Source organism: Streptomyces shenzhenensis, assembly GCF_021462265.1.
Lineage (GTDB): Bacteria > Actinomycetota > Actinomycetes > Streptomycetales > Streptomycetaceae > Streptomyces > Streptomyces shenzhenensis.
The window spans coordinates 1-12,457 of sequence record NZ_JAJONF010000016.1 but is presented as its reverse complement, the minus strand read 5'-3'; the positions used below and the strand labels follow the sequence as shown (position 1 = coordinate 12,457).

The 12,457-nt window shown below is 73.5% G+C and carries 7 protein-coding genes; 4 read left to right on the top strand and 3 right to left on the bottom strand.

From position 1 onward, the window contains the following. The first annotated feature begins 147 nt into the window (after positions 1-147). A complete protein-coding gene (locus LQ326_RS21195) occupies positions 148-3,447 on the top strand; it encodes an AfsR/SARP family transcriptional regulator (RefSeq protein ID WP_234538859.1) in 3,300 nt (1,099 codons plus the stop codon). On the opposite strand, the gene LQ326_RS21190 is transcribed toward LQ326_RS21195, so the two are convergent. Further along, positions 3,434-5,281 (bottom strand): sigma-70 family RNA polymerase sigma factor, encoded by a 1,848-nt coding sequence (locus LQ326_RS21190; RefSeq protein WP_234538858.1) that lies wholly within the window; start codon positions 5,279-5,281, stop codon positions 3,434-3,436. The genes LQ326_RS21195 and LQ326_RS21190 overlap by 14 nt on opposite strands. Positions 5,282-5,533: 252 nt before the next feature. After that, on the bottom strand, positions 5,534-6,319 hold the full coding sequence (locus tag LQ326_RS21185; protein WP_234538857.1) for a TetR/AcrR family transcriptional regulator: 786 nt from the start codon (positions 6,317-6,319) through the stop codon (positions 5,534-5,536). Between the two features lie 399 nt (positions 6,320-6,718). Between LQ326_RS21185 and LQ326_RS21180 the strand changes: the two genes are divergently transcribed. Further along, positions 6,719-8,098, top strand: a complete 1,380-nt coding sequence (locus LQ326_RS21180; protein ID WP_234538855.1) for an NAD(P)/FAD-dependent oxidoreductase — start codon at positions 6,719-6,721, stop codon at positions 8,096-8,098. 191 nt (positions 8,099-8,289) lie between these two features. Next, positions 8,290-9,936, top strand: coding sequence for an ATP-binding SpoIIE family protein phosphatase (locus LQ326_RS21175; RefSeq protein WP_234538854.1), 1,647 nt, complete (start codon positions 8,290-8,292; stop codon positions 9,934-9,936). A gap of 285 nt (positions 9,937-10,221) precedes the next feature. Here LQ326_RS21175 and LQ326_RS21170 read toward each other — a convergent pair whose 3' ends face one another. Next, a complete protein-coding gene (locus LQ326_RS21170; protein ID WP_234538852.1) occupies positions 10,222-11,508 on the bottom strand; it encodes an MFS transporter in 1,287 nt (428 codons plus the stop codon). 128 nt (positions 11,509-11,636) lie between these two features. Between LQ326_RS21170 and LQ326_RS21165 the strand changes: the two genes are divergently transcribed. Further along, positions 11,637-12,185, top strand: a complete 549-nt coding sequence (locus LQ326_RS21165; protein WP_234538850.1) for a MarR family winged helix-turn-helix transcriptional regulator — start codon at positions 11,637-11,639, stop codon at positions 12,183-12,185. The last annotated feature ends 272 nt before the right edge of the window (positions 12,186-12,457 follow it).

Sequence of the window (12,457 nt, the reverse complement as noted above, 5' to 3'; positions counted from 1 at the left end):
CCGCTGGGGCGGCACGGGTGGGCGCGGCGGCACCCTGCCAGCGCCGGTAAGTGACACCCCCCGGCACCGGCCCCCACCCCGGGCAACCCGCAACCCCCGGCGCTGAAACTCCGTGCCCCCGCCCCCGCCCCCGGCGACAATGACCCGGTGCGGTACCGAATCCTGGGCGTGACCCAGGCCAGCGACGACCAGGGCGCCCCCATACCCGTCGGCGGCCCCCGCCTCCGCGCCCTGCTCACCGTCCTCGCCCTCCACCCCGCCCGCACCCTCACCCCCGACACCCTCATCGAGGAGATCTGGGCGACGGACGACGACCCGCCCCACGACGCCCCGGCCGCGCTCCAGGCCCTCGTCGGCCGCCTCCGCCGCGCCCTCGGCAAGGACAGCGTCACCTCCACCCCGGGCGGCTATCGCCTGGAGGCGGCCGAGGACGACATCGACCTGCACGTCTTCGAGCGACGGGTACGCGACGGCATCCAGGCCCTGACCACCGGCGACCCGGCGGCAGCCCACCGTCTCCTCACCGACGCCCTCGCCCTCTGGCACGGCCCCGCCCTCGCCGACCTCCCCGACCGCGGCGCGGCCGCCGCCCGCCCCGACGCGCTCCGGCTGGAAGCCACCCGCGCCCGCGCCGACGCCGCGCTCCGCCTCGGCCGCGCCGCCGACGCCGTACCGGAACTGACCGAGCTGACCACCGCCCACCCGTACGACGAGCCCCTGCACGCCCTGCTCATCCGCGCCCTGCGCGACACCGGCCGCCCGGCGGACGCCCTCGCCGCGTACGAGACCGCCCGCCGCACCCTCGCCGAAGGCCTCGGGACCGACCCGGGCCCGGAACTCAAGTCACTGCACGCCTCGTTGCTCACCCAGAGACCCGGCCCCAGCCTCCTCGGCGCGCCCCCGCCCCGCACCGGCAACCTCCGTCCGCGTCTTACCTCTTTCGTGGGCCGGGAACCCGAACTCCAAGCCGTTCGTTCCGAATTGCACAGGGCCCGTCTCGTCACCCTCACCGGACCGGGCGGCTCCGGAAAGACCCGTCTCGCCGAGGAGGCCGCCGCCGGGCTCCCGCAGGCATGGCTCGTCGAGCTCGCCCCGCTCGACCGGCCGGAGGCGGTGCCAGGCGCGGTGGTCAGCGCGCTCGGTCTGCGCGAGACCGTGCTCATGACCAACGAACTGGCGGCGGTGCAGAGCGACCCCACGGCCCTGCTCGTCGAGTACTGCGCCCCGCGCAGCCAGCTCCTGATCCTTGACAACTGCGAACATGTCATCGAAGCGGCGGCCGCCCTCGCCGAGACCCTGCTCACCCACTGCCCGGGACTCACGGTCCTCGCCACCAGCCGTGAACCCCTGGGCGTCCCCGGCGAGTCGGTGCGCCCGGTCGAGCCCCTCGCCCCCGAGCAGGCACACCGCCTCTTCGAGGAGCGCGCCGCCGCCGTCCGCCCCGCAACCGGCGCCGCCGCGCCGGGCGACGCGGCGGCCGTCGACGAGATCTGCCGCCGCCTGGACGGCCTGCCCCTGGCCATCGAGCTGGCGGCGGCGAGGCTGCGGCTGCTGACGCCCCGGCAGATCGCCGACCGGCTCGACGACCGCTTCCGCCTGCTCACCGCCGGCAGCCGCACGGCCCTGCCCCGCCAGCAGACCCTGCGGGCGGTCGTCGACTGGTCCTGGGACCTGCTCGACGAGCGGGAGCGGACGATGCTGCGCGAGGTGTCCGTCTTCGCCGGCGGCTGGGACCTCACGGCGGCGGAGGCCGTGTGCACCGGACCGGCCGCCGACCTCACCGGCGCGCTCGTCGACAAGTCCCTGATCATCGCCACCCCGGACGGCGCGGACGGCACCGGCGGCATGCGCTACCGCATGCTGGAGACCATCCACGAGTACGCCGTCGAGCGCGCCGCGGAGGCCCCCGGACCGCGCGCGGCGGCCGAGCGGCGGCACGGCGCGTGGGTGCGGGCGCTCGTGGAAGAGGCGGAGCCCAGACTGCGCTCCGGGGAGCAACTGTCCTGGATCCGCCGCCTGGAGACCGAGCACGACAACATCCGCGCCGCCCTCGACCGGGCGCTCCGCGCGGGCGACGAGGTGCAGGCGGGCCGGATCGTCCTCGCCGTCGGCTGGTTCTGGTGGCTGCGCAACTACCGCCAGGAGGCGACGGCCTCGGTGCGCGCGGTACTGCGTCTGGGAGTCGCCCGGGACGCCCTGCCCGCGGACGCCCACCCGGACGAACTGCGCGCGTCCGCCGACGCGGCGGACCCCGTGGGCGCGCTCCTGGCCGCCCCGGACGCCGGGGCCGGGCACCCGCTGTACGAGCTGCGCATGGACCTCAGGCTGCTCGACCTGTTCCTGGCGTCCGAGTCCGGCCGGCCGGACCTGGTGAGGGACGACCGGACCCCGCGGTACGTCGCGCGCGTCCGGGCCGCCTTCGAGGCGGGCGGTCCCCGGGCCGCCCGGATGCCGGGCCTCATCTGGCCGCTCACCGCGTGGACCCTGGGCGGCTCCGCCGTGGACATCACCCCGGACATGTCCGCGGTGGTCGCCAACTGCCGGGTGCACGGCGGTGACTGGGAGATCGGCGTCACCCTGATGTACCGCACCCACATCCTGGTCGACTCACCCGGCAACCTGCGGGGCGTCGACGAGGACCTGGCCGAGCTGCGGGTCCTCAGCCGGCGGGTCGGGGACCGCTGGATGGGAGCACAGGTGTGCAGCGCGGCCGGGGAGGCGGACATGGCGCGCGGCCGGTTCGCGGCGGCGGAGGGCGAGTACCGGGAGGCGCTGCGGCTCGCCCACGAGGTCGGCGCGCACGCGGAGACGCCCTTCCTGCTCGCGCGGCTCGCCGAGATCGCCTTCCGCTCCGGCGACCGGGCGGGCGCCCAGGCCGCCCTCGACCGGGCGGGCGAGGCCGCCGACCGGTACGCGGTGGCGGAGTCGAAGGCGTACGTGGCGCTGCTCAGGGCGTACCTGGCCCTCTGCGACGGGGAACTGCCGCGGGCGCGCGAGTGCTACGAGACCGCCCGTGCCACGACGGCGGCCGGCTCCGCGCCGCCGCAGTTCATGGCCGCGATCCGCGTGGTCGAGGCCCTGCTCACGGCGGTGGAGCACGGCCCCGCGCGGGCGCTGCCGATCGTGACCGAGGGGCTGCGCGAGGCGGTGGAGTACCGCTGCGCCGAGGTGATCACGGCGGCGCTGGTGGACATCGGCGGCGACCTGCTGGCCCGGCTCGGCGATCTGGCGGGGGCGGTACGGCTGTACGCCGCCGCCGACCACTGGCGCGCCGGGAGTGTCCGCCCCGAGCCGGAGCGCACGCGCGCCGAGGAGGTCGACGCGGCCGCCCGTGCCGCGCTGACCTCGCAGCGTTACGCGGCCGAGCGCTCGCGGGGCGCCTCCCTCACCGAGGAGGACGCCCTGCGCGAACTGAGCGGAACGCCGGCCGCCGCTACCGGCACGTGAACCTCGACTCGGCCCAGTCGGCGAGCGCCACCGTGTCGAAGGCGGTCTGCGGTTCCACCACCAGGCGCACGGTCTTGTGCCCGGTCAGGTCCACATGGACGGGCACGGTGGCCTGTCCGCCCTCGACCAGCCCGGACCGCCACAGCCGCACCCCGTCCGCGTAGACGGCGAACACGACCTTGCCGAGGCCGAGGGTCATGTCGTCGACGCCGGCCATCGCGTCGTAGGCGGTGCACTGCCGGTTGAGGTCGACGGTGACGGAGGACCTGCCGTGCACGGTGACCCCGTGGGCGTACTTCTCGCCGGCGACCGTCACGCCGTGCCGCTGCCACACCCAGCTGCTCTCGCCGAGCCGCATCTCGGGCCGGGTGCCGTCGCCGGTGACGTCGAAGCGCAGCTCGCTCCACTGGTAGACGACCGGGGCGGGCGGCGGAGTGGGTGTGGGGGTGGGGGTCGGTGTGCGTGTGGGGGTCGGTCTCGGAGTCAGGGGCGGCGCGGGTATCGCAGTGGGGGCGGGCTTCGGGCTGGGGGTGGGCCGGGGGCTCGGTGTCGGTGTCGGTGTGAGGGCGGGGGTCGGTCGGGCGGCGACGGCGACCGGCTCGGGTTCCGGTCTCTTCTTCGACGGAGTGGGGGTCGGTGCCCCGGGCCGGACGACCGGCGTGGACGGGGTGGGTCCGGCGGCCTCCCCGGCCGGGTGGCCGTCGTTCGCCAGGGCGAGGGCCACCACGGCGACCGCCGTCGCCATCAGCCCGGCGGCGATAGCGGCCTTCACCGGTCCCGCCGGCCCCTCCGCGGCCGCGGCACCCCCGGCACCGCCACCCGCCCCGCCGGACGAACCGCTCGCCGCGGCGGCCGCGCCCGCGGCCCCCGCTCCGGCGCCCCCGGCGATGATCCCGAGCGCCTTGGCGTACCCGGCGGCCCCGAACCAGCCGATGACCGCGACGGGTACGACGGCCGGGATACCGCTCGCGACCTCTTCGAGCTGGGCGGCGGCCAGCCGGCACCTGGCGCACTCCTCCAGGTGCTTGCGCAGCCCCCGTTCGGCGCGGACCCGCAGCTTGCGGCGGGCGTAGCCGCCGAGCCGGCCGGCGTAGCGGGCGCACTCCTCGTCGTCGACGAGGGCGGCGCTGACATGGGCCTGGAGGTAGGCCTGCCTGAGGCCCTCGCGGGCCCGGCCGGCAAGGACCCGGGTGCCGTTGGCGTCCAGCCCGAAGAGGGGGGCCACCTCGCCCGGCGACTCGTCCTCGACCTCGGTGTGCCACAGCACGGCCTGCCAGCGCTCCGGCAGCGAACGGAAGGCCTGCATCGCCATCGACTGCTCGGCCTCGTGCATCGCCCGCACATCCGCGCCCACGTCCAGGGCGTCGTTGCCGGACCACTCGGAGCCGCGCGCGGACTGCGCCGCGAACAGCGCGAAGTCGTCGACCAGTCGCTCACGCCGGGCCGACCTGAGCCACTGCGCGGCGACCCGGCGTACGGAGGTGAGCAGGTAGGCGCGCACGGCGTACTCGGGCCCGGACCCGCCGCGTACCGCCTGCAGCATGCGGGCGAACACCTCGGCGGTCAGGTCGTCGGCGGTGTGCCCGTCCCGGCAGCAGGTCCGTGCGTAGCGCCGTACCGCGTCCGTGTGCCGGCGGTACAGCTCCTCGTACGCCGAGTCGTCGCCGGCCCGCGTCCGCTCGATCAACTGGCTGTCGGGGTGCGGCGGTTTCCGCGACGGCGGCGGCACACCGCCGTCGCGCTGCGCCGGAACGTCGGCCCGGCCGCCCCGGCTGGGCACCTGCGGCGAGGTCATCTCCTCACCGACGGACTCGCCCCACCCGTCAACGCTCATCGCGGAACGCCCCCGCCGCCTGCCCGCCCGCCCGAATCACCGGCTCAGACTCCCACACCGCCTTTTGCCCGGGTCCTCGAGTGCCGAACGGTCACCCGGAAGAGGACGCGCCCCGAAGGGGCGCGGGGCCGGGTCGGACATGCGGCTCCGCCGCGTGGGCGCGACCAGCCACAGTCAACCCGCACCCGCCCACGGTCGTCGCCCGGCACACGCCCGTGCGAAGGTCACCCGCGCGGCCGAGCAAGGACACCGTCAGGCCCGGGACCGCAACCCCTCCAGCAGGATGTCCAGCAGCCGGGTCGAAGCCGCCGCCTGCTGGGCGGCGTCCGGCAGGGACGGCGCGGCCGTGGCGATCACCAGCAGCACGTCGGAGACCGAGACGTCCGGCCGCAACTCACCCGCCGCCCGTGCCCGCTCCACCAGCCGCCCGACGACCTCGAGCAGTTCGGCCGCCCCCGCGTCGTCGCCGTCGGCGCCGGTCACCGGTTCCCGTTCCTCCGCCACCAGCCGCAACTCCCCGGCCCCCGGTTGCGTCCGCTGCTGAGGCAGCCGGGCCTCCTCGGTCCCGGAGCCGGTGTCGGCACCGCCGCCGAGCCCCTCCGGCACCCCGACCCGGAGCACCTGCGGCGGCAGCAACCGCCCCGCCCCCGACGCCACCGACGTCCGCAGGAAGCGCGACAGCGCCGACCACGGCTCGTCCTCCTGCCCGAGCGCGGCCCGCGCCTGGTCGGTCAGCCGGGAGGTTTCCTCCTCGGCTATCCGCCGTACCAGCACGTCCTTGCTCGGAAAGCGCCGGTACACGGTGCCGACCCCGACCCGCGCCCGCCGCGCCACGTCCTCCATCGGCGCGCCGTACCCCAGCTCGCCGAAGACCTCGCGTGCCGCACGCAGCACGTGCTCCAGATTGCGCTGTGCGTCCACCCGCAACGGCGTCGTACGCGGCCCGTCACCGCGTCCGTTGCCCGTCGCCGAGTTCACCGTTCCGCCGCCGGCCGCCAGAGCGGATGCCGATGACCAATGCGTGTCCTGAATATGCATCTGTGTTCCCCCGGTTAACGACGTCTCCCCCCGGAGACTCCCCGTCACTGATAGCCGGAGCGAGCGGAACTGCGGCCGACCCATGACCGATCATGGACCGTGGGCCTGCGGACCGCCTGTCGCGGATCGCTCGACCACATCCTCTGCACCCCGTCGACACACGAACATAGTTGAGAGGCTGTCAATTCAGAAGGGGAACGTTCCGCACGGTGCGCCCCCCGATCGGAGCACGGGTCGTTTACCTCCCGATTCGACGCCTTCGCGCCCCCTTGCCCGCCCCCGCTGACCTGGCCCCTTTCGTCCCGCCCGGGGCGCGCGCCCGGCGCCCGGCCCAGGCGCCCGTCGGTCACACAAATTGCCGGGGCTGTGGACAAACAAGAGTCACGGGTGCGTCATGGGATGGTGAAGGAACGTGCGCGCATTCTCGTTGTCGGCGGCGGCTACGTCGGGATGTACACGGCCCTGAGGCTGCAGCGGAAGCTGAAGCGGGAACTCAGGCGGGGCGAGGTCGACATCACTGTCGTCACTCCCGATCCCTATATGACCTACCAGCCGTTCCTTCCCGAAGCGGCCGCGGGTTCGATTTCCCCTCGTCATGTGGTCGTACCGTTGCGGCGCGTTCTGGACCAGTGCCATGTCGTCATCGGCGAGGTGACGGCCGTCGAACACGCCAAGCGCACCGCCGAGGTGGCCACCCTCGCCACCGCCGAGGAGCGAAAAGGCGCCACTTTCCTGGAGTACGACGAACTGGTCCTCGCCCCCGGCTCGATCGCGCGCACGCTGCCCATCCCCGGTCTCGCCGAGCACGGCGTCGGCTTCAAGACCGTGGAGGAGGCCATCGGCCTGCGCAACCACGTCATCGAGCAGATGGACATCGCCTCCTCCACCCGCGACCCAGCGATCCGCGACGCGGCCCTCACGTTCGTCTTCGTGGGCGGCGGCTACGCGGGCGTGGAAGCCCTCGGCGAACTGGAGGACATGGCCCGCTACACCGCGCGGTACTACCACAACGTCCAGCCCGAGGACATGAAATGGATCCTCGTCGAGGCCACTGACCGGATCCTCCCCGAGGTCGGGCCCGAGTTGGGCCGCTACACCGTCACCGAACTGCGCCGCCGCAACATCCAGGTGCTGCTCGACACCCGCCTGGAGTCCTGTGCCGACCGCGTCGCCGTCCTCAGTGACGGCCAGCGCTTCCCGACCCGCACCCTCGTATGGACGGCAGGCGTCAGGCCGCACCCGCTGATCGCCGCCACCGACCTGCCGCGCACTCCGCGCGGACGGCTGAAGTGCACCGCCGAGCTGACGATCGACGGCGTCGACCACGCATGGGCCGCCGGCGACGCCGCCGCCGTCCCGGACGCCACCGCCGCCGAACCCGGCACCGAGACCGCCCCCAACGCCCAGCACGCGGTCCGCCAGGCCAGGACCCTCGGCGACAACATCGTCCACGCGCTGCGCGGCGAACCCCTCGACACCTACGCCCACACCTACGTCGGCGCGGTCGCCTCCCTCGGTTTCCACCAGGGCGTCGCCCAGGTCTACGGGCGCAGGCTGAAGGGCTACCCTGCCTGGTTCATGCACCGCCTCTACCACCTGAGCAGGGTTCCCACCGTCAACCGCAAGGCCCGCGTCCTCGCCGAATGGGTCCTCGCCGGGCTCTTCAAACGGGAGATCGTCTCGCTCGGATCACTCGAACATCCCCGAGCGGAGTTCGAACTCGCGGCCGGTGGAAAGCATCCACACAGTCCCTCGGACGACTCGAACGGGTCGTTCTGACGGAACTCAGGAACTCCACGGGCCGCCCCGGCGTCTGACGGATGTCGTCGCCGACGGCCACCCTGCCAGACTGCCCCCGACCGAGCACAAGGCTTCTCCTCAGCTCCTCCCCAGAACTGCACCGGGGGACCTCCCCCGGCCCCCGGCCGCTCCCCGAGCCGGCCGGAGACGACGACACGAGGCAAGGTTTCGTGAACTTCACGCGCTGGAGCGCCCGGCTCCCCGGAACGCAGCGCCGCGCCGCAGCGCGGACCGAGCACGCGGTCACCCCGGACCGACGGGGGGAAGGCTCCGTGCCCGCGGCCCGCGCCGAACAGCTGACAGACAACTCGCCCTGTGTGCCCGCGGTCGACGAACTGCCCGCCCGCGGCGTCCTCGACCACGTCCCGGCCCTGGTCGCCCTCGTCCACGGCCCCGACCACCACGTCGCCTACGTCAACGACGCCTATACGACGGCCTTCGGCGTACGTCCCCCGGGCGCCCCCGCCCGCGAGGCCCTGCCCGAACTCGCCGAACTGGGCCTCCTCCCCCTCCTCGACCAGGTCCTGCGCAGCGGCAGGCCCCGCACCCTCAAGTCCCGCAAGGCGCTCGACGGCCGCACCTACACGTTCACCTGCACCCCGGTCGCCGAGAACGGCGGCCGCGACGGCGGCGTCCTCCTCTTCGCCACCGACGTCACCGACCACGCCGAGGCGGCAGAGCGGCTGCGCGCGAGCGAACGCCGCCAGCGCGAGACCGCGGTGACCCTGCAGCGCAGCCTGCTCCCGCAGGAGCTCGAACAACCCGACGACCTGCGCATCGCCGCCACCTACCAGCCCGGCGGCACCGAGGCCGCGGTCGGCGGTGACTGGTACGACGTCATCACCCTCGGCGGCGGCCGTACCGCCCTCGTCATCGGCGACGTGATGGGCCGCGGCGTCCGCGCGGCGGCCGTCATGGGCCAGCTCCGTACGGCGGTCCGCGCCTACGCCCGCCTGGACCTCCCCCCGCACGAGGTCCTCCAGCTCCTCGACGGCCTCGCCACCGAGATCGACCCCAACCAGATCGCCACCTGCGTCTACGCCGTCCACGACCCCAACGAGGGACGGCTGGTGTACGCCTCCGCCGGCCACCTCCCGATCCTGGTCCGCGACGAGAACGGCAGCGTGCTGCGCACCGAGGAACCGACCGGGCCGCCGCTCGGCACCGGCGGCTGGGTGCACGCGTCCGCCTCGGTACCGCTGAGCCCCGGCTCCACAGCCGTCCTCTACACGGACGGCCTGGTCGAACGCCGTGACGAGGACCTGGACGAGGGCATCGCGGCGCTGGAGCGCGCGCTTGCGGGTGCCACCGGCACACCCCAGGTCATCTGCGACCGCCTGGTCCGCTCGGCCGGCGTCACGGCCGGCCACGACGACGACGTCGCCGTCCTGGTTCTTCAGCATCCGGCCCGTACGGGCCCGGACAGCGACCTGTTCCGCAACGCCGCACTGGAACTCCTCGGCGGCATCGAGGCGGCGCCCCGCGCCCGTGCGTTCGCCTCCGGCGTGCTGACCAGCTGGCGGTTCCCGGCCGATCTGCACGACCTGGGTGTCCTCGCCGCGAGCGAGCTGGTCGCCAACTCCCTCCAGCACGGCACCCCGCCCATGCGGCTGCGGCTCCGCCGCACCGACCGCCGACTGATCATCGAGGTGACGGACGGCGACGACCACCTGCCGCGGCGGAGGCGCGCGGAGCCGGCGGACGAGTCGGGGAGAGGCATCGCGATCGTGGCGACGATCGCTTCGGGGTGGGGGTCGAGGAGGACGCCGGGGGGTGGGAAGGCGGTGTGGTGCGAGTTCGTACTGCCGAAGGGGTAGCGCCGTAGGAGGGCGGGCCCTTGGGTTTCGGCTGCGGGCGGGTGTGGGCTGGGCGCGCCCACGCGGCGGAACCGCATACTGACGCGGCCCCGCGCCCCTGACGGGGCGCTTCGCCCGCCGCCGGTTCCCAGCCGCGGGCGCTCGTGACAGTTCTCAGCTGCGGGCAGTCGCGCCTCCCCGCGCGCGAGCGAAGCCGAGCGTGGGGGGAGGGTGGGTGCTGGGGGGGCACCCCCTCTGGGGGAGGGACCCTTTCAGCGCCGGTAAGCGGCCCACTCCCGCCCCCAACTACGCGGACACGGACTCCGCAGCCGCGCCACCCCGGGCCACGACCCTGCTCCTCGCGGCCAGCCAAGGCCGGTCCTGCACATCCGTCAGCCGCTTCCCGAGCCGCACCGCCAGGACACTGATCCCCAGCGAGAACAGCAGGAACGTCACGACGTACGGCGCGTGCAGCGAGGCCCCCATCGGCCCGCCCACCGCCGGCCCCACGGCCAGCGCCAGCTGCTTGACCAGCGCGAACGCCGAGTTGTACTGCCCGGCCATCCCCTCCGGCGCCAGGTCGGCGACCAGCGGAGCCACCGTCGGCGACAGCATCGCCTCACCCAGCCCGAACAGCGCGTACGTCGACACGAACGCGGCCGTCGCCATCTCCTGACTGCCATGACCGAGTCCCGCGTACCCGGCCACGACCCAGGCCACGGCCCAGACCAGCCCGACCCCGGCGATCACCCGCGACCGCCGCCGACGCTCCACGAACCTGAGCACGGCGAACTGCGCGACGACGATCATCAGCGTGTTCGCGGCGAGCGCGGTCCCCAGCGCGGACGTGGATATCCCCGCCGCCTCGACGCCGTAGGCGCTCAGCCCGGACTCGAACTGCCCGTAGCACGCGAAGAACAGCACGAAGCCCAGCACGGACAGCTGCACCATCGCCCGGTTCCCGAGCAGCTGCTTCCAGCTGCCTTTCGCGGACGACGAGGCCGGCGTGTCGGCGAAACGCGGCGAGTGCGGGATCCGCACCGTCGCCATGACGGCTGCCAGCAGCAGGAACATCGTCGCCTCGATCGCGAAGAGCACGGTGAAGGAGGACACCTTGGTCGTGTCGACCAGATGGCCGCCGATGAGGCCACCGACCCCCAGCCCCAGGTTCTGCAGGAAGAACTGGGTCGCGAAGGCCCGGGACCGGGTGTCCGCCGTCGAGCAGTCCACGATCAACGTCGCCAGCGCCGGCTGCATCACGGCCTGCCCGGCCCCGAGCAGCGCGGCCGCGGCCAGCACCGACGGACCGCTCCCCGCCAGCCCCAGGCTCAGCGCACCGATCGCGGCCGTCACCAGGGCGGTGAGAAGGACCGGCAGTGGGCCGCGCCGCACGATCGCCCGCCCGGCGAACGGCAGCACTATCAGCGCGGCCACGGCGAAGACGGCGAGCACGAACCCCGCCGTCATGGCACCGAGCCCCCGCACCTGCGCCACATAGACGTACAGGTAGGGGACGGTGAAGCCGAGCCCGAACGCGCTGAGTGCGTTGCCCACGTGGATCCGGCGCATCGCTGCGCCCATCGCCCTGGTCACGTTCACCTCTCTCAGGTCGTTAAGTCAGCGGACTACTGAAGCCTCAAGACTTAGAAGATAAAGTTCGAAGCTAAAGACTACATCGTGAAGGACTTCAACGCCAAGCGGGTCCGTGCGATACTGCGGCCATGGCCGACACCACCGGCGCCGGCGAGCCGACCCTCGACGAACAGATCGCCGCCTACCAGCGCGAGTTCCAGGACCTCGACCCCCAGGTGGAGAAGATCGTCTCGGCGCTGTCCCGGCTCAACCGCCGCATGAACGTCGCCTACGGCCGCCAGACCGGCGCCCTCGGCATCAGCAACGCGGAGTGGGAGGTCCTCAAGGCCCTCGTCCTCTCCGGGGTCCCCTACCGCATGGGCCCCAGCGAACTGGCCAAGCGCCTCGGCCTCACGCCCGCCGCGATGACCCATCGCATCGACCGGATGGTCGCCGGGGGGCTCGTCACCCGGGCGAGGGACGAGTCCAACCGCGTCCGGGTGATTGTCGAGCTGACCCCCGAAGGACGCGAGAAGTGGCTTGAGGCCATGCGCCTGGCCTCCGTCTTCGAGGAGGATCTGCTCCAGGACCTTTCCCTGGCGGAACGTTCGGTGCTCGGCGAGGTCCTCACCAGGCTGCTGCGCCGTGTCGAGCACGCCCAGCCTGACGCCGGCGGCCGGCTCACTGACCTGGACTGACGTCGGGGCGCGGGGGCCGCGGAAAAAATCTTGACAGGGGCCGCTTGACTCCGTGCTGCCCGCCCCGTAATGTTCTTCGGGTTGCCGCGGAGCCGTAACGGTTCTGCGACAGCACCTCCGCCGCAGGAGCGGCACTCCAAACACCAGCATGATCTCCCGACGGGGTTGATTTCGGCGCGCCCGAATTCAATTCGATTTCGGGACTCTGTGGTGCTCGGTCGGACCGCAAGGCCCGATTGGGAATCGCAGAGCGGATCCGCTAAGGTTTGGGA

Excerpts from the sequence above, each read along its gene's own strand:
- LQ326_RS21190 (WP_234538858.1), bottom strand. The coding sequence starts at position 5,281 with ATGAGCGTTGACGGGTGGGGCGAGTCCGTCGGTGAGGAGATGACCTCG.
- LQ326_RS21185 (WP_234538857.1), bottom strand. The coding sequence starts at position 6,319 with ATGCATATTCAGGACACGCATTGGTCATCGGCATCCGCTCTGGCGGCC.
- LQ326_RS21180 (WP_234538855.1), top strand. The coding sequence starts at position 6,719 with ATGGTGAAGGAACGTGCGCGCATTCTCGTTGTCGGCGGCGGCTACGTC.
- LQ326_RS21165 (WP_234538850.1), top strand. The coding sequence starts at position 11,637 with ATGGCCGACACCACCGGCGCCGGCGAGCCGACCCTCGACGAACAGATC.